Annotated in this window: 19 protein-coding genes; 15 read left to right on the top strand and 4 right to left on the bottom strand. The window is 63.6% G+C overall.

The annotated features are described in order from the left end of the window. Window position 1: 1 nt before the first annotated feature. A complete protein-coding gene (locus NEZ08_RS25380) occupies window positions 2-1,120 on the bottom strand; it encodes a FecR family protein (RefSeq protein ID WP_298113469.1) in 1,119 nt (372 codons plus the stop codon). Between the two features lie 241 nt (window positions 1,121-1,361). Between NEZ08_RS25380 and NEZ08_RS25385 the strand changes: the two genes are divergently transcribed. Next, window positions 1,362-3,044 (top strand): ShlB/FhaC/HecB family hemolysin secretion/activation protein, encoded by a 1,683-nt coding sequence (locus NEZ08_RS25385; RefSeq protein WP_298113611.1) that lies wholly within the window; start codon window positions 1,362-1,364, stop codon window positions 3,042-3,044. Between the two features lie 24 nt (window positions 3,045-3,068). Here the strand turns inward: NEZ08_RS25385 and NEZ08_RS25390 are convergent, their stop codons facing one another. Both NEZ08_RS25390 and NEZ08_RS25395 read right to left on the bottom strand, forming a co-directional pair. Next, complete coding sequence (locus NEZ08_RS25390) at window positions 3,069-3,452, bottom strand: cell division protein ZapA (protein WP_298113472.1); 384 nt, start codon at window positions 3,450-3,452, stop codon at window positions 3,069-3,071. After that, the gene (locus tag NEZ08_RS25395) at window positions 3,449-3,769 is read right to left on the bottom strand and encodes a DUF4164 domain-containing protein (protein WP_298113475.1); all 321 of its coding nucleotides are present in this window, start codon (window positions 3,767-3,769) and stop codon (window positions 3,449-3,451) included. Before NEZ08_RS25395 ends, NEZ08_RS25390 begins: the two co-directional genes overlap by 4 nt. Window positions 3,770-4,049: 280 nt before the next feature. On the opposite strand from NEZ08_RS25395, the gene tkt reads away from it, so the two are divergent. The 14 genes from tkt to NEZ08_RS25465 all read left to right on the top strand — a co-directional run bounded on the left by tkt (window position 4,050) and on the right by NEZ08_RS25465 (window position 19,637). Beyond that, complete coding sequence (gene tkt / locus NEZ08_RS25400) at window positions 4,050-6,032, top strand: transketolase (protein ID WP_298113478.1); 1,983 nt, start codon at window positions 4,050-4,052, stop codon at window positions 6,030-6,032. 309 nt (window positions 6,033-6,341) lie between these two features. Further along, on the top strand, window positions 6,342-7,349 hold the full coding sequence (gap, locus tag NEZ08_RS25405; RefSeq protein ID WP_298113482.1) for a type I glyceraldehyde-3-phosphate dehydrogenase: 1,008 nt from the start codon (window positions 6,342-6,344) through the stop codon (window positions 7,347-7,349). A 308-nt stretch (window positions 7,350-7,657) separates the two neighbouring features. Next, window positions 7,658-8,854, top strand: coding sequence for a phosphoglycerate kinase (gene pgk, locus NEZ08_RS25410; protein ID WP_298113485.1), 1,197 nt, complete (start codon window positions 7,658-7,660; stop codon window positions 8,852-8,854). 40 nt (window positions 8,855-8,894) lie between these two features. Further along, the gene (gene fba, locus NEZ08_RS25415; protein WP_298113488.1) at window positions 8,895-9,962 is read left to right on the top strand and encodes a class II fructose-bisphosphate aldolase; all 1,068 of its coding nucleotides are present in this window, start codon (window positions 8,895-8,897) and stop codon (window positions 9,960-9,962) included. Window positions 9,963-10,261: 299 nt separating this feature from the next. Continuing rightward, window positions 10,262-11,287 (top strand): class I fructose-bisphosphate aldolase, encoded by a 1,026-nt coding sequence (locus tag NEZ08_RS25420; RefSeq protein WP_298113491.1) that lies wholly within the window; start codon window positions 10,262-10,264, stop codon window positions 11,285-11,287. A gap of 2 nt (window positions 11,288-11,289) precedes the next feature. Further along, entirely contained in the window at window positions 11,290-11,970 is a 681-nt protein-coding gene (locus tag NEZ08_RS25425) for a thiamine phosphate synthase (protein ID WP_298113614.1), read from the top strand. Between the two features lie 8 nt (window positions 11,971-11,978). Continuing rightward, complete coding sequence (locus tag NEZ08_RS25430) at window positions 11,979-13,040, top strand: tetratricopeptide repeat protein (protein WP_298113494.1); 1,062 nt, start codon at window positions 11,979-11,981, stop codon at window positions 13,038-13,040. An 82-nt stretch (window positions 13,041-13,122) separates the two neighbouring features. Then, window positions 13,123-13,917 carry an inositol monophosphatase family protein gene (locus NEZ08_RS25435; RefSeq protein WP_298113498.1) on the top strand — a complete coding sequence of 265 codons (795 nt, stop codon included), beginning with the start codon at window positions 13,123-13,125 and terminating at the stop codon, window positions 13,915-13,917. Between the two features lie 218 nt (window positions 13,918-14,135). Continuing rightward, complete coding sequence (locus tag NEZ08_RS25440) at window positions 14,136-15,974, top strand: tetratricopeptide repeat-containing glycosyltransferase family protein (protein WP_298113501.1); 1,839 nt, start codon at window positions 14,136-14,138, stop codon at window positions 15,972-15,974. 163 nt (window positions 15,975-16,137) lie between these two features. After that, entirely contained in the window at window positions 16,138-16,602 is a 465-nt protein-coding gene (locus tag NEZ08_RS25445; RefSeq protein WP_298113504.1) for a peptidoglycan-binding domain-containing protein, read from the top strand. Window positions 16,603-16,827: 225 nt separating this feature from the next. Then, entirely contained in the window at window positions 16,828-17,820 is a 993-nt protein-coding gene (locus tag NEZ08_RS25450) for a flagellar motor protein MotA (RefSeq protein WP_298113507.1), read from the top strand. After that, a complete protein-coding gene (locus NEZ08_RS25455) occupies window positions 17,820-18,848 on the top strand; it encodes a peptidoglycan -binding protein (RefSeq protein WP_298113509.1) in 1,029 nt (342 codons plus the stop codon). Before NEZ08_RS25450 ends, NEZ08_RS25455 begins: the two co-directional genes overlap by 1 nt. A 103-nt stretch (window positions 18,849-18,951) precedes the next feature. Beyond that, window positions 18,952-19,407: a GNAT family N-acetyltransferase gene (locus NEZ08_RS25460; protein ID WP_298113512.1), complete on the top strand. Its 456-nt coding sequence runs from the start codon at window positions 18,952-18,954 to the stop codon at window positions 19,405-19,407. Then, window positions 19,389-19,637 carry a hypothetical protein gene (locus NEZ08_RS25465; RefSeq protein WP_298113515.1) on the top strand — a complete coding sequence of 83 codons (249 nt, stop codon included), beginning with the start codon at window positions 19,389-19,391 and terminating at the stop codon, window positions 19,635-19,637. Before NEZ08_RS25460 ends, NEZ08_RS25465 begins: the two co-directional genes overlap by 19 nt. A gap of 60 nt (window positions 19,638-19,697) precedes the next feature. On the opposite strand, the gene NEZ08_RS25470 is transcribed toward NEZ08_RS25465, so the two are convergent. Next, entirely contained in the window at window positions 19,698-21,566 is a 1,869-nt protein-coding gene (locus NEZ08_RS25470) for an ABC transporter ATP-binding protein/permease (RefSeq protein ID WP_298113518.1), read from the bottom strand. Window positions 21,567-21,705 lie beyond the last annotated feature (139 nt).

The raw sequence follows: 21,705 nt of genomic DNA on the forward strand, positions 1-21,705 counted from the left end.
TCTAGTGCTTCAGGTTTCCCCTACCGTTGCCGTTTCCGACCCCGCCGTTGCCATTGCCGTTTCCGACCCCGCCGTTCCCGTTCCCGAGGCCGAATGCGTTGCCGTTTCCATTGGCGCCATTGCCGTTGCCATTGCCTCCGATGCTTCCGGCGTTGGCGGCGGCGGCCACCGCAGCTGCCACCGAGGAGGCGCCGTTAGCTGCGACAGAGGAGGCGCCGCTCGACGCCGGGCTGGCTCCGACCGCTGCGGCTGAGACCGCATTCGCGCCGCTGGTCGAGGATGCGTTCCAGACCGTATTGCTCTGGGTGTTTCGGTTCGCGGTGCTGATCGACGCCGAGGAGCCGCGCGCGAGGCCATGCGTCACCTTGTGAAAGTCGACCTTCACTTCGCCGAGCGCCGATGAAATCCTCACGCCGGTCTGCCCAGCGGTCGCATGGATCGCCCCTCGGTTAGCGGCGCTGCGCGGGGAGGCGAGCCCTCCTCTCGGCACCGGAATGCGATTGATCGATGAAGCACGCGGTTTGCCTCGCTCGATCGGATTGAACGGGCCTGAGCCGCTGAGCACCAGACCAGGCTTGCCATGCTCAAACGCGGTCGCCTTCTGACCCGGCATCACCTGGGCGATCTGGCCCGACTTGAAGTCGGTAACTTCCACCTGCCCGCGCAAGACATCGACGCTGGTGCTGGCGGCATTCACGGCGACGCGAAAATGCGTGCCCTTGACCACGGCGGCGAGATAGGGGGTCTCGACCTCGAAATGCTTGACGTTGCGCTTCTCCACCTCGAGCAGGATCGAGCCGGCCTGCTGGGTGATCGTCGTCGAAAGTCCGTCCTTCGCCGCAGCGGGCAGACCTATGACCGAATTCGGCGCGATCAGGATGCTTTCTTCGCCGCGCACCAGGAGCACACGGCCATTCCGCCCGGTGCGGATGGTATCGCCGGGCTTGAGTTGCTCGTCGGCCTTGAGTGACGCCTGCTGAACGTCGCCGCTTGAGATCCAGACCTCGCCCGAGGATTTGCGGACTGACCATATGCCGCCTTCGGCAGCGAACGCGTGAGATCCCGTCAAAAGTGCAAGTCCAGCCATCAACCCGGCCAGATAGTTGCGCGCCCGTTTCATAGCTTTGCCCTCAGCCTTCGATCGCCCGAGGCTAAGCCGAAAAACTCAATATTGAGTGTGCAGGCCGGCCGGTTTTGGCGGCGCCCGTTAACGATTCATTGACCATGAAATCTTATGAATTTTCATGCATCTAAGAGCAGTGCGGTGGAACCCGCAAACCAACGAAGGGGATGTCGTCAACGGGCCGGCCCACCGCCAGGCGGGACTCGCTGCGCTAGGGCTTGCAACCTTCTTCGTGCTCATGGCTTCGTTCCCTGCGCAGGCACAGCAGGCCGCGCCGCCGGCATACGATCCAAGGCAATTTGACCAGCGCTTCAATGGTTCACAGTCCGGATGGACCCCCTCCACGCGACCGCCCCGCCTGCGGATGCCAGCCCTGGCACAGCCGGCGACGCCGCCGGCAGATACAAGACCGTTGTTCGTGCTTCGCCACGTCTCGATCGCCGGCGCCACGGCGATTCCACCCGACCACCTGGCGAGCGTCTACCAACCTTACGTCGGCAAGAAGGTCTCGCAGGCCGACCTCGCCGCGATCGCGGCGGGCATCGGCGATATCTACCGCGCCGCAGGATTCAACCTGAGCCGGGCGATCATTCCCCCGCAGGACATCAAAAACGGATCAATCCGCGTTCAGGTGATCGAAGGCAGTATCACCGCTCTCGATGTCAGGGGCGAGGGCGCCGAGGAGTTCGGCGTGCGGCAGATGCTCGCGCCGGTGCTTGCCGAACACCCCTCGCGGCTCGGGACGCTGGAACGGAAACTACTCCTGATCAACAACCGTCCGGGCGTGCGCATCGCGGACACCACGCTTGAGGAGATCGGCACCGCCAGCGGTCATTTCCGCCTGACCGTTTTCGTCAAGACCTGGCATGTCTTTGCTTCGCTCGGCGTTGACAACCTTGGCGCCGCCGCCGTCGGCCCATGGGAAAGCTACGCGACGGCGGCATACAATTCCCTGCTCAGGCCCGGAGATACACTGGCGGTCAATCTTTCGACCACCCCCAACGACCCGCGTGAGCTCGGCTTCGGCCGATTGTCCTATGACACCCCGATCGGCGATGACGGCGTGCGCGTCGGCGTCTCCGGCATGTACAGCGACGTGTGGCCCGGCGACTACCGCCGCGCCCTCGGCGACAACACGACGATGGAAGGCTTCGAGCTTCGCGCCAGCGTGGTGCCGATACAGTCGCAGCGCTCGACGCTGACGATCACGAGCGCCTTCGACCTCAGCAACGTCTCCGAAAGCGACCTGTTCGGGACAATCTATGAAGATCGCATCCGCACCTTCGGTCTGACGGGAGACTACCGCCTCCAGGACAATTTCGGCGGCAGCAACTTTCTGACCCTGACGTGGCGGCAGGGTCTCAACGTGCTCGGCGCCTCACAAGCCGACGACGACTTCGTGTCGCACATCGGTGCTTCCCCGAGCTTCTCGGCGCTCGACGTCTGGTTCACCCGCTATCAGTCCTTGACGGATGCGTGGTCGCTCAAGATTGCGGCTGCCGCCCAGGCCGCATCCGGGCCGTTATACCTGTCGCAACAATTCTATCTTGGCGGCGCGGCGTTCGGCCGAGCATATGCCGCCGCCGAAACCAGCGGGGATAACGGCATGGCCGGCACGCTGGAGCTCCGTTTCGACCAGAAACTAAATTCCCAGTTTTTGACAGGCTATCAGCTCTACAGCTTCGTCGACAGCGGCGTCGCGTGGAACGCCGGCTACAACTATACCGACGGCATCTCGCTCACCTCGGTCGGCGGCGGCGTTCGCTTTTTCCTCGCCAACAATACGCAAGCCGATCTCGCGATCGCGGTCCCGTTGACCTACCGCTCCCCTGATAATCCCGGCCGCGACGTGCGCGTGCTGTTCTCGCTCACCAGCGCGCTCGAACTGTGCCCGTCGAGGGCGTCGAACCACTGCATGTAAATAAATTTCGGCGGCTCCGGCCGATCAGCCGATCGCAACCCCGCCACCGATCGTGCGGTTGAGAACTTGCGTGGTTTTCTCGATCCGGTCGGCGGCGGCGTTCAGCGCGTTGGCGACCGCGATCTGCGTTGCCCTGGCGCGATCGGCCGCAACCTCCCGGACGTCCGCAAGCGCGACCAGTTCCTGTTCGAGGCTGTGGATGCGATTGTCCGCATCCTGCAACTCGTCACAGACGGTCAGCGCCGCCATCACGGTGAGCCTTGCGTCGCCGATCTCGCCGAACTTGCCGCGCAGGCTCTGGATGCGAGACTCGAGGCTCTCGGCGAGCCGAAGCAGCCGCGTCTCCTGCCCCGCCTCGCAGGCCATGCGATATTGCCGCCCGTTGATGGTGACGTTGACATGGCTCATGGCATCTCTCCGGCTTCGAGCACCTCGCGGATCGCGCCGATCGCGGCATCGAGCCGTTCGGCAATCTCGCGATTGGAGCGCTCGAGCCGCTTGGTCTTGACCAGCGATCCGTCGAGTTCGTCGGCGAGACGGGCGCGATCGGCGCCGAGCGCCTGGATCCGGGCCGCAAGTTCGTCTTCGTCGCGATCAGCGTCACGCCGGCGCTCGACCGCCCGCTCAAGCCCATCCAGCGCCGCCATCAGACGCCGCGTGGCGGCCTCGATATCGGCGAACGACTGTTCGCTGTGGTGCGAACCGTTGGCGGTTTGGTCGTCCATGGATCGCTCAGCATACCCCCGGGGGCGCCGGGACGCCTCTTGCAAAATCAAGCGGTTGGAAATCAAGCATTTGGGGGAAGAAACTTACGTAACGAACAAGGCCAGCGCAACGCCGGTTCGGAACTATGCACCGCAAAGCAGGTTTTACCGTCGCAAATCGTGCCACTTCCTTTGACTTTGACAGGTGAGGTGCTATCCAGCCCTCGACTTCCGGTTCCACGCTGAGGTTTTTGGCCTCGGCGGCCCACCCAAGCACCTCATTATCTGGCGGAATTTCATCATGACGCAGGTCGATCACGTCCGTATGGCCAATGCGATCCGGGGCCTGGCGATGGACGCGGTCGAAAAAGCCAAGTCGGGCCATCCCGGCTTGCCGATGGGTGCCGCCGACATCGCCACCGTGCTGTTCACGCAATTCCTGAAATACGATGCCGCCAATCCGGCCTGGCCCGATCGCGACCGTTTCGTGCTCTCTGCCGGGCACGGGTCGATGCTGCTCTACGCGCTGCTTTATCTCACCGGCAACAAGGACATGACGCTGGACGAGATCAAGCGTTTTCGCCAGGTCGATTCGCTCACGCCCGGTCACCCGGAGAATTTCCGCACCCACGGCGTGGAGACCACCACCGGTCCGCTCGGCCAGGGCATCGCGACCTCGGTCGGCATGGCGCTCGCGGAAAAGATGCTCGCGGCCGAGTTTGGCAAGAAGATCGTCGACCATCACACCTACGTGCTCGCCTCCGACGGCGACCTGATGGAAGGCGTGTCACAGGAGGCGATCGGGCTCGCCGGCCACTGGCGGCTCAACAAGCTGATCGTGCTCTACGACGACAACGGCATCTCGATCGACGGGCCCACTTCCATCTCCGACTCCGTCGATCAGGTGAAGCGCTTCAAGTCCGCCGGCTGGGCCGCCGAATTGATCGACGGCCACGACCAGTCGGCCATCGCGGCCGCCATCGCCCGCGCGCAAAAGTCCAACAAGCCGTCGCTGATCGCCTGCAAGACCACCATCGGCTACGGCGCGCCGAACAAAGCCGGCACGGCCAAAGCCCATGGCGAGGCACTCGGCGCCGACGAACTGAAGGGCGCGAAGGAAAAGCTCGGCATTTCGCTCGAGCCGTTCTCGGTTCCTGACGACGTGCTGAAAGCCTGGCGCGAAGCGGGCAGCCGCGGCGCGGCCGCGCGGAGCGAATGGGAGGCGCGCTTTGGTGAATTGGGGCCGCGCAAGCGCGCCGAGTTCGAGCGCCGGCTGCGGCATGAGCGGCCGGCCTCGCTCGCAAAAGCCTTGCGCGATCACAAGAAGAAGCTGCTCGAGAGCCCGCTCAACATCGCCACGCGCAAGTCATCCGAAGCTGCGATCGATGCCATCGCCGCCGCCATGCCGATGGAATTTGTCGGCGGCTCGGCCGACCTCACCGGCTCCAACAACAACAAGCCGAAAGACGCGGTGGCCTTCTCCGCCAAGACGCCGAAAGGCCGCTTCATTCATTACGGCATCCGAGAGCACGGCATGGCGGCTGCCATGAACGGCATCTTCCTGCATGGCGGCTTTGCGCCCAATGGTGCGACCTTCCTCGTCTTCACCGACTATGCGCGCCCGGCCATGCGCCTCGCTGCGCTGATGGGCGCGGGCGTGGTCTATGTGATGACCCACGATTCGATCGGGCTTGGGGAAGACGGCCCGACGCACCAGCCGATCGAGCATCTCTCCAGCCTGCGCGCGATGCCCAACATGCGCGTGTTCCGGCCCTGCGACGCGATCGAGGTCGCCGAGTGCTGGGAGCTGGCGCTCAATCGCACCGACGGCCCGACCGTGCTCGCGCTCACACGCCAGAACGTGCCGCAACTTCGCAACAACGCGCCTTCGGACAATCCGTGCAGCCATGGCGGCTATGAACTGGTCCCCTCGCAAGGGGATGCGAAGGTGTCGCTCTTTGCCTCGGGCTCCGAAGTCGAGATCGCCGTTGCGGCCCAGAAGGAACTCGCCGGGCGCGGCATTGCGACGCGGGTGGTCTCGGTCCCCTCGCTCGAATTGCTGCTGTCCCAGCCGGAGGATCGGCAGAAGGCGATTGTCGGCAACGCGCCGGTGAAGGTAGCGATCGAGGCCGCGGTCCGCTGGGGCTGGGATGCCGTGATCGGGCACGACGGCGTTTTTATCGGCATGCACGGCTTCGGCGAGAGCGGCCCGGCCAAGGAGCTTTACAAGCACTTCGGAATTACCGCCGAGGCGACGGTTAACGCAGTCCTGAAGCGGGTCTAACGCCCGTTTCCGAAGTCCGTACGATATCGCGGCCCGCGGGTTACGAACTTCGGAAACAATAGGGCGCTAGCCAGATTAAGATTTGGGAGAACCCTTTTCGATTTTGAAACGCCTGTGAGAATTCGCGGCAATCATGCAGGAATTTCAAATCGGCGGTACTCCTGATGAGGTTGAGCTGGGCCCCGAAAAGGTCTACCTAACCTGTCATCTTTTCCGTTCCTCGCCCGGCCGAACCGGGCGAACTGCCGTCAACCTCCTTGCGGGACCCGCCCGTGAGGACGGCAAGGGCTATTAGAGGAGAAACACACCATGGCAATCCGGGTCGCTATCAACGGGTTTGGCCGCATCGGCCGCAACGTGCTACGTGCCATCGCCGAGTCCGGCCGCAAGGATATCGAGGTGGTCGGCATCAACGATCTCGGCCCGGTCGAGACCAACGCCCATCTGTTGCGCTACGACTCCGTCCACGGTCGCTTTCCCGGCACGGTGACGGTAGAGGGTGACTCGATCAGTCTCGGCGACGGCAAGATCAAGGTTTCGGCGGAACGCGACCCTTCGAAACTGCCCTGGAAGGCGCTCGGCGTCGACATCGCTCTGGAATGCACCGGCATTTTCACCGCCAGGGAGAAGGCGTCTGCGCACCTCGCCGCGGGCGCCAAGCGCGTGCTGGTCTCCGCGCCCGCCGAGAACGCCGATGCAACGGTCGTCTACGGCGTCAACCATGACAAGCTGACCAAGGACCATCTCGTCGTCTCCAACGGCTCCTGCACGACGAACTGCCTCGCGCCGGTCGCCAAGGTGCTCAACGACACCGTGGGCATCGAAACCGGCTTCATGACCACGATCCACGCCTATACCGGCGACCAGCCGACCCTCGACACCTTGCACAAGGATCTCTATCGCGGCCGCGCGGCGGCGATGTCGATGATCCCGACCTCGACCGGCGCGGCGAAAGCGATCGGCCTCGTGCTGCCGGAACTGAACGGCAAGCTCGATGGCGTCGCGATCCGCGTGCCGACGCCGAACGTCTCGGTGGTCGACTTGAAGATCGTGGCCTCCCGCAAGACGACGAAGGAAGAGATTAACGAGGCGATGAAGCGGGCCGCCGAGCAGCAGCTCAAGGGCATCCTCGGCTACACTACCCACCCGAACGTCTCGATCGACTTCAACCACGATCCGCATTCCTCGACCTTCCACATGGACCAGACCAAGGTGCAGAACGGCACGCTGGTGCGCGTGATGTCCTGGTATGACAACGAGTGGGGCTTCTCCAACCGCATGGCCGACACCGCCGTCGCGATGGGCAAGCTGCTTTAATAAGTCTCATGTCCCGGATGCGATGCCGCGCGCTCGCGGTGCATCGCTGATCCGGGACCCAAGTATCGGGACCACTCCAGTATAGGCCCCGGTTCTGCACGGCGGCACCTTGCGCCGCTAGTACCACCGATCTGAGTCCCTGCACGGCAAGCGGCGAGCCCGATCAGGGACTTCAGATCGATAGCGCGGTACTCAATCAATAAGTCTGCCAGGGCCCATGGCTTTCCGAAGTTCGCGAAGGTGGGCGCTGCGATGGAGCACGAACTTCGGAAGTGGGCACTCGGTGTACCCGGGACAAGGAAGCGCCTATGACAAAACCATTCCGCACCCTCGACGACGTCGATGTGAAGGGCAAACGTGTGCTGCTCCGCGTCGACCTCAACGTTCCCATGGAGCAGGGCCGCGTTACCGACGCTACCCGCCTCGAACGCGTGGCCCCGACCATCAGCGAAATCGCCAGCAAGGGCGGCAAGGTCATCCTGCTCGCGCATTTCGGCCGGCCCAAGGGACGCGACCCCAAGGAATCGCTGAAGCCCGTGGCCACGGCACTGTCGCATGTGATCGACAAGCCGGTCGCGTTTGCCGAGGACTGCATCGGCGAGACGGCCGCGAAAGCTGTCGCGGCCATGAAGGACGGCGACATCCTCTGTCTGGAAAACACCCGCTTCCATAAAGAGGAAGAAAAGAACGACGGCAGCTTCGTCGCGGAACTGGCCAAACTCGGCGACATCTGGGTGAACGACGCCTTCTCCGCCGCCCACCGCGCCCATGCCTCGACCGAAGGCCTCGGTCACAAGCTCCCCGCCTACGCCGGGCGCACCATGCAGGCCGAACTCGATGCGTTAAGCAAGGCGCTGGAAGCGCCGACGCGGCCGGTGATCGCGATCATCGGCGGCGCGAAAGTATCGACCAAGATCGACCTGTTGGAAAACCTTGTCAGCAAGGTCGATGCGCTCGTCATCGGCGGCGGCATGGCCAACACCTTCCTGCACGCGCAGGGCATCGGTGTCGGCAAGTCGCTCGCGGAGAAGGACCTCGCGGCCACCGCGCTGCGGATCATGGAGAAAGCAACCGCGGCCAATTGCGCGATCCTGTTGCCGGTCGACGCCGTGGTGGCGTTTCATTTTGCCGCCAATTCCCCGTCGCACGCCTATGGCCTCGACGCCATTCCCTCCGACGGCATGATCCTCGACGTCGGCCCGCAATCAGTGGCGCGCATTCACGCCGCCATCGATGATGCCAAGACGCTGGTCTGGAACGGGCCGCTCGGCGCCTTCGAGATGACGCCGTTCGATCGCGGCACGGTGGTTGCGGCGCGCCATGCCGCCGAGCGCACCAAGGCGAAAAAGCTGGTTTCCGTCGCGGGCGGCGGCGACACGGTCGCAGCGCTCAACCAGGCCGGCGTGGCCGGCGATTTCAGCTATGTGTCCACCGCGGGCGGGGCCTTCCTGGAATGGATGGAAGGGAAACCCCTGCCCGGCGTCGAGGTTTTGAAGAAGCAATAATTCATATCGGGCGCTCAGCCCCAACGGGAGAACAGGTTTCATGGCTCGGATCACCTTGCGCCAATTGCTCGATCACGCGGCGGAACACGACTACGGCGTCCCGGCCTTCAACATCAACAACATGGAGCAGGCGCTGTCGATCATGGCGGCCGCTTCCGAAGTCGATGCGCCCGTCATCATCCAGGCCTCGCGTGGCGCGCGTTCCTATGCCAATGACGTCATGCTCCGCCATATGATGGACGCCGTCACTGAAATCTATCCGCAGATTCCGGTCTGCGTGCACCTCGATCACGGCAATGAGCCCGCAACCTGCATGACCGCGATCCAGGCCGGCTTCACCTCCGTGATGATGGACGGCTCCCTGAAGGCCGACGGCAAGACGCCAGGCGACTGGGACTACAATGTCGGCGTGACCAAGACCGTCACCAACATGGCCCATCTCGGCGGCATTTCGGTCGAAGGCGAGCTCGGCGTGCTCGGCTCGCTCGAGACCGGCATGGGCGACAAGGAAGACGGCCACGGCGCCGAAGGCAAGCTGTCACACGACCAGCTTCTGACCAATCCCGACGAGGCCGTAAAATTCGTCAAGGAGACCAAGGTCGACGCACTTGCGATCGCGATGGGCACCTCGCACGGCGCCTACAAGTTCACCCGCAAGCCCGACGGCGACATACTCGCCATGAACGTGATCGAGGAAATACACGGCAAGCTGCCGAACATGCATCTCGTGATGCACGGCTCGTCCTCGGTGCCGCAGGATTTGCAGGATATCATCAACGCCAACGGCGGCAAGATGAAGCCGACCTGGGGTGTGCCGGTCGCCGAAATCCAGCGCGGTATCAAGAACGGCGTGCGCAAGATCAACATCGACACCGATAACCGGATGGCAATGACAGGCCAGATCCGCAAGGTGCTGAAGGAAAATCCGGAAGAGTTCGACCCGCGCAAGTATCTCAAGCCCGCCATGGAAGCGATGACCAGGCTGTGCAAGCAGCGGCTTGAGGAGTTCAACACTGCGGGACAAGCGACCAAGATCAAGCGCGTGCTCACGCCCGCCGAAATGGCCAAGCGCTACGCCAAGGGCGAGCTCGACCCCCGCGTCGCTTAGCAATCCCGAAGCTGGCGTCGCCGGATATTGCTAAGGGCTGTCATCGTCCTGCGCGACCGGACGATCCGGTATTCCGGAGACGGTCGCGTGAGCCGAGAAGCCGCGGCGTATTGGATAGCGCCCGAGGGAGCCTGTCCTCGGGCGGCGCCTGGGCCGAGCCGTTGGCGGCCGATGCCCCTGAGACAAGAGCCGAAATCAGGGCCCGGGACCAGCCCTGCGACCAACATCAACCTCCTCTTTTGCCCGAGAACGGTCTATTTTGGCCGCCAAAAGCGGGCAGCTTCCGGAGGACGTTTGCGATGAATCTCGCCGATCTCAACAAAGTCGCCCTTGCCATGGTCACACCGGGCAAAGGCATTCTCGCCGCCGATGAATCGACCGGCACCATCAAGAAGCGCTTCGACGCCATCAAGGTGGAATCGACCGAGGACAACCGCCGCGACTATCGCGAGATGTTGTTCCGCTCGCAGGAGGCGATGAGCAAATATATCTCCGGCGTCATCCTCTACGACGAAACCATCTGGCAGAACGCGAAAGACGGAACCCCGCTGGTCAAGCTGATCGAGCAGGCCGGCTCCATCCCCGGCATCAAGGTGGACGAGGGCACGCAGGCCTTGCCGAATTGTCCGGGTGAACTCGTTACCGTCGGTCTCGACAAGCTTGCCGAGCGGCTGAAGAAATATTACGAGCGCGGCGCGCGCTTTGCGAAATGGCGCGCCGTGATCGATATCGGCAGCGGCATCCCCTCGATGACGGCGATCCACGTCAATGCCCATGCCTTGGCGCGTTACGCCGCGCTGTGCCAGGCGGCGCAGATCGTGCCGATCGTCGAGCCGGAAGTGCTGATGGACGGCGATCACGATATCGACCGCTGCTATGAGGTGACGGGCCGCGTGCTCAACAAGACATTCCAGGAGCTGCGCGTGCAGCGCGTCGCATTGGAAGGCATGATCCTCAAGCCCAACATGGTCATCGCGGGCAAGAAATCCGGCAAGCAGGCCGGCGTGCAGGACGTCGCCGAAAAGACTGTCCGTCTTCTCAAGGCATGCGTGCCGGCGGCCGTACCCGGCATCGCGTTTCTGTCCGGCGGACAATCCGACGAAGAAGCTACCGCGCATCTCAACGCCATCAACGCGATCGGTAACCTGCCATGGAAGATTACCTTCTCCTATGGTCGCGCGTTGCAGGCTGCGCCGCAAAAGGCATGGTCCGGCAAATCCGAGAACGTTCCGGCTGGCCAGCGCGCCTTTATCCATCGCGCGCATATGAACGGCCTTGCGAGCACTGGTAAATGGGCGGCCGACCTCGAAAAGAAGGCCGCTTGAAATTGACGTCCAAGACTATTCCGCCGCGGCCGCTCCCGCGCCTCTATCTGGCAACGCCGGTGATCGAGGACCCGCAACCGCTGGCGGAATTGCTGCCGTCCCTGCTCGAGGCAGCCGATGTGGCCGCCGTGCTGCTGCGGTTGAAAACTTCCGACCCACGCACGCTGATCTCGCGCATCAAGGCGCTCGCACCCATCGTTCAGAACAAGGGCGCGGCGCTGCTGCTTGAGGGAAATGCCGAGCTCGTGGCGCGCGCGGGCGCGGATGGCGCGCATTTGCCCGACCTCACCACCTTTGAAGAAGCGCTGCCGACCCTCAAGCCTGACCGTATCGCCGGCGTCGGCGGCCTTGCGACGCGGCACGATGCGATGACGGCTGGCGAACTCGGCGCCGACTACGTGCTGTTCGGCGAACCCGACGAAAACGGATCACGCCCGTCTGCGACGGCGATCGCCGAGCGCCTCGCTTGGTGGGACGAATTGTTTGAAGTGCCGTCGGTCGGCTTTGCCGCCACGCTGGAGGAGGCCGGCCGCTTCGCCGGCGCCGGCGCCGATTTCATTCTCGCAGGCGACTTTATCTGGAACGCGGCGGAAGGACCGGCAGCTTCGCTCCGCACGACCGAGGCTGCCATCCACAAAGCGCAAGCCGGAGTGCCGGCCAAGGCCGAAGCGCCGCAGGGGTAAGGCCGGAAATGAGAATCGCGCGTTCTAGTCTGCTCGGCGCCGCCCTGATGCTGGCGAGCCACGCATCGGCGCAGGTTTCGCTGTCGCCGCCCGGCGCCGCGCCGGAAAAACCTGCGGCAGCGCCGGCGAAGCCAGCGCCCGAAAAGCCGAAGGCACGACCGAGCGCCGCCAAAAAGCCGGCGCCGGAGCCCTCCCCGCAGCCGGCGGCCGCCGCCACGCCGGAGCCGGACAATCCCAATGTCGATCTGGTCTATGGCGCTTTCCAGCGCGGGCTCTACAAGACCGCTTATGACCTGGCGATGAAACGCGTGCAGGAAAACGGCGACCCCAAGGCCATGACCATGCTCGGCGAGCTCTACAAGAACGGGCTCGGCGTCGGTCGCGACGATGCCAAAGCCGCCGAATGGTACAAGCGCGGCGCCGATGCCGGCGACCGCGAGGCGATGTTCGAACTGGGGATGATACGGCTGGAAGGCCGCGGCAGCCTGGTCAATCGTCCGGAAGCTGCGAAGCTGTTCGCCTCTTCCGCCAAACTGGGCAATCCGAAGGCGGCTTATAATCTCGCTTTGCTGTATCTCGGCGGCGAAGTGCTGCCCCAGGACGTCAGGCGCGCGGCGGAATTGATGCGGGTCGCGGCAGACGCCGGCAATCCGGAGGCCGAATATGCGCTCGCGACCTTCTACAAGGAGGGCACCGGCGTGCCGAAGGACCTGGAAAAGGCAGGACGCCTGCTCCAGGCGGCCACCATCGCCGGCAACATCGACGCCGAGGTCGAATACGCAATTGCGCTGTTCAACGGCAGCGGGATGCCGAAAAACGAGGCCGCGGCGGTCGAGCTGTTGCGCAAGGCGGCGAGGCAAAACAACCCGATCGCACAGAACCGCCTGGCGCGGGTGCTGGCGAGCGGCAATGGCGCGCCGGTCGACAAGGTCGAGGCGCTGAAATGGCACACCATTGCCAAGACAGCCGGCAAGGGCGATCCGGAGCTCGACGAGATGCTCTCCACGATGAGCCCGCAGGATAAGGCCAAGGCGGCGGCCGCGGTCCACAAGTGGTTCGGCACCAAATGAGCTTGACGGCGTCACCGGCAACGGGCACGCACATCTGTCTTCGCTGAGCCAACCTGCCCCTGGAACTAACCAGCCTGAGATCATGCTGCAATCAGCCCTCCTCAATGTCATGGTCAAGGCCGCTCGCCGCGCCGGCCGCAGCCTCAAGCGCGACCTCGGCGAAATCGAAAATCTGCAAGTATCGATGAAGGGACCGGCCAATTTCGTCAGCCTGGCTGACAAGCGCGCCGAAGAGATGCTTTACGAGGATCTCGCCAAGGCGCGTCCCGGCTACGGGTTCATCGGCGAGGAAGGCGGCACGCGCGAGGGCGCCGACAAAAGCCACACCTGGATCGTCGATCCGCTCGACGGCACCACGAATTTCCTGCATGGCATCCCGCAATTTGCAATCTCGATCGCGCTCCAGCGCGAGGGCACGGTGATTGCGGGGCTGATCTACAATCCGGCCAACGACGAGCTCTATACTGCCGAACGCGGCAAAGGCGCCTTCCTCAACGATCAGCGCCTGCGCGTTGCGGGCAGACGCAAGCTGAACGAATGCGTGATCGCCTGCGGCTTGCCGCATATCGGACGCGGCGATCATGAGCTGTCGCGCCGGGAAATGGCCGAACTGCAAAATCGCGTCGCCGGCCTGCGTCGCTTCGGCGCGGCCTCGCTCGATATGGCTTTTGTCGCGGCCGGCCGCCTCGACGGCTATTGGGAGCGCAACCTGCAACCGTGGGACATGGCGGCCGGTCAGATCCTCGTGCGTGAAGCCGGCGGCGTGGTCTCCGGAATAGCCGGCAACGACGATCCGCTTCAAACCGGCAGCGTGATCTGCGGCAACGAATTCGTCCACGGCGAGCTGGTGAAGATCTTAAAGCCGCTCGGGCAGTGAGATAGACGTTCAATTCTAACATTCGCATCCCTTCCCGGCAGGCAGTTTTGCGGATGTTGGAATCAAAGGGCCACCAGGCAAACATATGTTTCTAGTGGAGATTAGGATTTGACATTCGCTTCGAATGTCAAATCCACTTCGCTAGCTGACGCAAGACCCTTCCTGATCGGATCAGAATCAATTACTCATTGGCCCGTCATTCACGTTGATGATGCCGGATGAATCGTCGCGAGCGCAGGTCGGCGTCCAAGGCTGCACGGCACACCCCCTCGCCGGCTACGCCGGCAGCGCTTTATGAAGCTGGTTTGCAGCATTTTATCGCTGGTCGGCATCTAGACGCCCAGGTCTGTTGCCAGAAAGCGCTTGCAATCGACGCAGCACACGCGGAAACGTTGCACCTGGCCGGTCAGCTCTGCCTCGAGGCCGGACAATTTGATCACGCAGTCGAGTGGATATCGCGCGCGCTCAGGCAGCAGCCGAAGACCGACTATCTGACCAATCTCGGCATCGCGCTTCTGAAGCAGGGACGTCGCGAAGACGCCCTCGCGACTTTCGACAAGGCGGTGCAACTCGAGCCCGATAATCCAGGCCTATGGAAAAATCTCGGCGACCTGCTGCTTGATATGGAGCGCCTCGAGGAAGCAGCGCTGACTTATCAGCACGCGCTGAAGCTCAATCCCTGTCTTTGGGAGGCCGCACACAGAGCGGGCTTTCTCCTTCATCGACTGGGTCGCACCGAAGAAGCTTTTGCCTGCTTCAATCTGCACGAAAAAATGCCGGCTGATAGCAGCCTCAAGCTGCAGATGCGCGCGCTTGCGATGTATATCCTGGACAGGTTCGAGGAAGGCTTGCAGGACATCAAGCGAGCCTATGCACTCGATCCCACCAACGCCGGAACCTGCAGTTACGCCGGCGCGCTGCTCCGCCAGCTCAAGCGAGATGCAGAGGCGCTACCATGGTTCGACCGCGCGATCAGCCTCCAGCCGAACTTTCTTGCCGCGTTTCACAACAAGGCATTGGCGCTTGCGCAGCTTCATCGATTTGATGAAGCCATTGCGATTTACGATCAGATAAAGGCGATCAGCTCCACCGATGGGACAGCGGATTTTGACGCCTCACTCATCCGGCTGTTGACCGGGAATTTCGAAGCCGGCTGGGCCGGGCGGGAAGCCAGGTCAAGGGTTCCGGGTTTGGCTGTTGCCAGTTTCGAATTTTCCCAGCCAAGGTGGCTCGGCAAGGAACCTCTCGACGGCAAAACGATTCTGGTTCCCGAAGACGAGGGAATGGGCGACACCATCCAATTTGCGCGTTACGTGCCGATGCTGGCCGCGCGCGGCGCTCGCGTCATTCTATGCGTCAACGACCCGATATATCCGTTGCTGGCGGGAATGTCCGGCGTCTCGCAGTGTCTTCCGAAATCCGCACCTGCGCTGCCGACCTTCGATATGTATTGTCCAGTCGGTTCTCTGCCGTTGGCCTTCGAAACCCGCCTGGAGACGATCCCGCCAGGCGTCGGCTACCTGCCCCAGCCCTCGAAAGCGCGCGTGCAAATCTGGGAGGACCGGCTTTCTGGATCCGGCGCAGCCAATAAGCTACGCGTGGGCCTCGTCTGGTCCGGCAACCCAAAGCATCCGAACGACCGTAATCGATCGATCCCGATCGAGATGTATCGGGCTCTGCTCGATCTCGACGCCACCTTCATCAGCCTTCAGAAGGAGCCGAGGCCGGATGACAAGTCCGTGCTCGAGCAAGCGGACATTATCGACATAGGCGCGCATCTGACCGACTTCACCGAGACCGCCGCGCTCATCACCTGTCTTGACCTCGTGATCACGGTCGACACGAGCGTCGCGCATCTCTCTGGTGCGCTAGGCCGTCCGACCTGGATCCTGCTGCCCTATCTGCCGGATTGGCGCTGGCTTCTCAATCGCACCGACAGCCCCTGGTATCCGACCGTCCGCCTGTTCCGGCAGGATGAAACACGCGACTATGGCCGCGTTGTCGACAGGGTACGGAGCGAGCTGGCCGGAATGATTGCGGCAAGCAAATCTGGTTGACATTCTACCCGCAAGCGACTGCCCGGCGCCGTTTTGAACACAGCCAAGGAACCTCGGGCCGCGGGCGACGGTTGCCCCGCGACAAAAGGGGAGTTGAAGGCGTTGACGCGTATCTCTAACCTGAAAACAGAGTTGATCGACTCCAACATCAGGTAAATGGGCCATGCGCGCCGCGATCCTCGTGCTGTTGATCCTGGGAATCGTCGCCAGCGCACCGGCCGCCAACGCCGGCTTGAGCACGGCACCTCGCGACACGACCGCGTCTGTCCAGCCAGCGAACCTGACCGACGAAGCCACCCAAGAAACCGAGGATCAGCTCGGCCTGACCAGAGCCAAACGCCGCGACGTGCAGCGCCGGCTGACCAGCCTTGGGTTCGACACCAGGGCAAGCGGAAAGTTCGACGAGGCGACCCGCGACGCCATCTCGCGCTGGCAGGAGCAGCACGGCTATCCGAAGACCGGCTTTCTCAACACCGCTGAGCATCAGGCGCTGCTCAGCGAAAGCGCCGCAGCAATGGAAGCCAGCAGATCCGAGCATCGCGGCAGGGGCCGGGCACGCCGGTCGCACGGGATTGGCGGTCCGATCGGGGTGATCGGCCACGTGGTGGGCGGGATCCTCGGCCGGTGAGCAGCCGTGGTCGCCGGCACGGCACGATGTATAAAATCGCGCCTGGCGCTTCACCCCTTGCGTCGTTAACCGCTTGAGCTGCCGAAGCTTTGCCAAAAGTGCGTGCGAGTTGGGGGAGGTTCGCGCGGAAGTTCCCGCCTCCCAGGATCGCCAAGCGATGCAACCGGCTTTCATCTCCGCCTCGCTGTGCCATAGTGGGGTATCTCGCAACGGATGACCTTAGGCATGGCCACCTCTTCCCGCTCCACGATGGAGCTCGAATTCACCAAGCTTGCTCCGCCGCGGATTTTCCTGGTCCGGATGCTGGTCTTTCTGGTGCTGTGCGGGCTGATTGCGGTCGTGCTCTACAAGCAGATCGTCACCGCATTTTTCGCCAATCCTGGCCTGAACGCGCTGATCGGCCTGGTGCTCCTGGTCGGCATCATCCTGGCCTTCCGCCAGGTGATCCGGCTTTATCCGGAGGTCGCCTGGGTCAACAATTTCCGCATCGCCGATCCGGGCCTCGCGCTCACCCGGCATCCGACACTGCTGGCGCCGATGGCAGCAATCCTGGGCGGCGAGCGCTCGGGGCGCATCACCATCTCGCAGCAGACCATGCGGCACCTGCTCGATTCGATCGCCACCCGCCTTGATGAGGCGCGCGACATTTCCCGCTACATGACCGGCCTTTTGGTCTTTCTCGGCCTGCTCGGCACTTTCTGGGGCCTGATCGAGACGGTCGGCTCGGTCGGCAAGATAATCGATGGGCTGAAGGTCGGCGGCGATGCCGGCGCGCTGTTCGATACGCTGAAAGAGGGCCTGGCCGCCCCGCTCGGCGGCATGGGCATTTCGTTTTCCTCGTCACTGTTCGGCCTCGCCGGCTCGCTGATCCTGGGCTTTCTCGACCTGCAATCGAGCCAGGCGCAAAACCGCTTCTATACTGATCTGGAGGACTGGCTGGCGACGACCGTGCGCGGCTATGCCAGCGAGGGTGGCGGAGGAGCTAGCGGCGACCTGCAGGCGGCGGTCGACCGGCTGCGCACGGCGCTGGAAGAAGGCGGCGGCAACCGCTCCACGAGCACGGCCATGACCAGTCTGGCCGAAGCCATCCAGGGCCTCGTCACCCATATGCGCACCGAGCAGCAGATGATCCGCGAATGGGCGGATGGCCAGGGCGAGCAGAACCGCGAGATCAAGCGGCTGCTCGAGCGGCTGTCGCGCGAGCCGGAGAAGAGTTGATGGCCCTCGCCCGAGCACGGCGCAGCGAAAGCGCCTTCAATTACTGGCCCGGCTTCGTCGACGCGCTGTCGACGCTGGTGCTGTCGATCGTGTTCCTGCTGTCTGTGTTTCTGGTGGTGCAGTTCTTCCTGTCGCAGGAGGTCACCGGCAAGGACAAGGCGCTGGAGCAGCTCAATGCCAAGATCGCCGAACTCAATGACATGCTGTCGATGGAAAAACTCGGCAAGGTCAATCTCGAGGACCAGCTTGCGCAGGTGCGTGCCGGGCTTGCTTCCGCCGAAGCCGAACGCGACCGCGTCAAGAGCCTCTATAACGGGCTTGCCGGCGCGGGTAACGACGCCACCAGCCGCGCCAACGAGCTCAACAAGGCGCTCGATTCGGAAAAGCAGGTCTCGGCGCGAGCCCTGGCCCAGATCGAGGTATTGAACCAGCAGATCAGCGCGCTACGCCGCCAGCTCGCCGCACTCGAAGAGGCCCTGCAAGCCTCCGAGAACCGCGACAAGGAATCGCAAAGCCGCATCGCCGATCTCGGCCAGCGGCTCAACGTTGCGCTGGCCCAGCGCGTTCAGGAACTGTCCCGCTACCGCTCCGAGTTCTTCGGTCGGCTGCGCGCCATTCTCGGCAACCGCCCGGATATCCGGATTGTCGGCGACCGATTCGTGTTCCAGTCTGAAGTGTTCTTCGACACCGGGCAGGCGACGCTGCTGCCTGAAGGGAAATCCGAACTCGACAAGGTCGCCAGCGCCCTGATCGACCTCGACAAGCAGATCCCGAGCGAAATCGCCTGGGTGCTGCGGGTCGACGGCCACACTGACGTGCGGCCGATCACGAGCCCCCAGTTCAAATCGAACTGGGAACTGTCGTCGGCGCGCGCCATCTCCGTGGTGCAATATCTGATTTCGCTCGGCGTCCCCGCACAGCGGCTGGTCGCAGCCGGCTTTGCCGAATTCCAGCCGCTTGACCCCGGCAACACCGAAGAGGCCTATCGCCGCAACCGCCGCATCGAATTGAAGCTGACGGAGAAGTGACGGTGCTCCCAAGCGCCGCCATTCCGGGGCGCGAAGCGAACGCCGGATCTCGAGACTCCGGGTCTGCCGCTTGCGCGCCATCCCGGAACGAAGCGGGCCGCCGATGACCACGTCCCTCGTCCTCCGCCCCTACCGCTCTGAGGACGAAGACGCCGCAATTGCGCTGTGGCTGGAAACCTGGCGGCAGGCTTATCCCTCGATCGATTTTGCAGCGCGCGTGCCGTGGTGGCGGGACCGCTGGCGCAACGAGTTGGTGCCGAATGCGGAGATCATCGTTGCGGAAGAATCCGGTACGCTGGCCGGATTTGTGACCATCGACGCGCAAGCCTATCTCGACCAGCTCGTCGTCGCACCCGACCGTTGGGGCACGAAGCTGGCTGATACATTGGTGAATGAGGCCAAGCGGCTGTCGCCCAATTCCATCACGCTCTTGGTCAACCAGGACAATGCCCGCGCGATCCGGTTCTACCGCCGCAACGGCTTTGTTCACGCGGGCACAGACGTCAATCCAACCTCCGGCCGGCCCGTCCTGAAAATGGAATGGAAGGCCACCCCTTAAATAAATCCGAACGCGGAAACACGCTGATGACACAAACCGAGTTTGCGACCGGCTCAGCGATCTTCCTCGTCGTCATCGTTGCCGGGCTTTTCGCGTCCGTCAGAGTCGAACGCAACAAATGGAACCACCGCCGCACAGGCGCCGGCCGGCTCATCCGCCTGCGTCACCGAAGATGGCTCCTGGAAGAACTGGCTTTGGCCGAACGTGCCGATGCTTTTGCCGAAATGTGAATAGCCCCTCATCCCCGCCGCCGCGGCACGAACTTGCTCGGGATGGAGCGAGCCCCGCCGTTACGCGCCCTCGAACTGAAGCCGTGCCAGCCGCGCATAAAGCCCGTTGGCCGCAACCAGCGAGGCGTGGGTGCCCTCCTCGACGATCCTGCCCTGATCCATCACCAGGATGCGGTCACAGGACAGCACGGTGGCGAGCCGATGCGCGATCACGAGCGTCGTGCGCCGGCTCATCAATTCTTCCAGCGCGGTCTGCACCAGGGTTTCGGATTCGGCGTCGAGAGCGGATGTCGCCTCGTCGAGCAGGAGGAGCGGCGCATCGCGCAGAATAGCGCGCGCGATGGCGATGCGCTGACGCTGGCCGCCCGAGAGCGTCACGCCGCGCTCGCCGAGCGAGGTATCGAAGTCGCCGGGCAGGCGGCGAAGGAATTCGGAAGCATGCGCCAGATCGGCGGCGCGCTCGACCTCGGCATCGCTGGCCTCCGGCCTGCCGAAGCGGATGTTATCGCGGGCACTCGCCGCAAACACGGCGGGATCTTGCGGCACCAGGGCGATGCGTCTGCGCACGTCGGTGGGATTGGCGTCCCGGATGGGCACGCCGTCGACCGAGATCACGCCGGAGGCCGGATCGTAGAAGCGCAACAACAGATGAAACAGCGTGCTCTTGCCGGCGCCCGAGGGGCCGACGATCGCAACCTTCTCGCCGGCGCGTACCGAGAATGAAACGCTGTCGACAGCCGACACTCCGGGCCGCATCGGATAGGCGAAGCTGACGTTCTCGAAGCTGACATCGCCGCGCGCCGGCTCCGGCAGCGGCCGCGGCGAAGCCGGCGGCGTGATCTCCGATTTCACGCGCAGGATTTCGAACAACCGTTCGGCGGCTCCCGATGCGGCGGAGATTTCGCCCCAGACTTCGCTGAGTTGTCCAAGGCCGGTAGCGGCAAAGGCCGTGTAGAGCACGAACTGACCGAGCCGGCCCGGGCTGATCAGCCCGGCCTCGACATCGTTCGAACCGATCCAGAGGATGATCACCACGCTGGTGAAGACGATGAAGATCACGATTGCGGTCAGCACCGCGCGCGCCCGCGTCGAGTTGCGCGCGGCCGAGTAGGCCTGCTCGACCTCGCCGGCAAAGCGGGTGTTGGCGAGCCGCTCGCCGGTATAGGCCTGCACGGTGCGGATCGCGCCGACCAGTTCGGACGCATAGGCGCTGGCATCGGCGAGCGTATCCTGGGCGTTGCGCGACAATCGCCGCACCCAGCGGCCGAAAGCCATCAGCGGCAGCACGATCAGGGGAATGGCGAGCAGCACGAAACCGGACAATCTGGGGCTCGTCACCACCATCATCGCGGTCGCGCCGATGAACAGCATCATGTTTCGCAGCGCGATCGAGACCGAGGCACCGACGGCGGATTTGATCTGCGTGGTGTCGGCGGTCAGCCGGGAGATCAATTCGCCGCTGCGCGAGGAATCGAAGAAGGCCGGCGACAGCCGCATCAGATGTGCAAACACGTCGCGCCGGAGGTCGGCGACGATCCGCTCGCCGATCGTCATGACGAGGTAGTAGCGCGATGCGCTGGCCAGCGCCAACACGCCGACCACCACGATCATGACGCCGAAATAGCTATTGATACGGGCGATGCCTTCCGGCGTGAAGCCGAAGTCGATCATCCGCCGCACGGCGACCGGCACGATCAGCGTGGTGATCGCCGCGACCGTCAACGCGACGAAGGCAAGGCTCACGCGGCCGCGATAACGCGCCACATAAGGCGACAGGGCGAGCAGCGGACGCAGCCGCGCAGGTCTCGCCGGCGGCGATGTCAGGCCAGCCTCGATCGACGCCGCCGGTTCGAGCATGGTGCCCGTTGCAGCCTCACGTTCAGCGGCCGTTGGCCCGCCGCGGTCTTCAAGCCGTTCTACTGCGCTCATGAATCCAACCACCCGTTTTCCCACCCCGAGATAGGCCCCATCACGGCACGTGGCAAATCCGGAGATATCTTTAGAGGAGTTGCTGATCAGAGGTTCCGATTCCACGCCTGGCGCGCTTGTTTTGGGGTGCGGCTTGCGT

The organism is Bradyrhizobium sp., assembly GCF_027451485.1.
Taxonomy (GTDB): Bacteria; Pseudomonadota; Alphaproteobacteria; order Rhizobiales; family Xanthobacteraceae; genus Bradyrhizobium.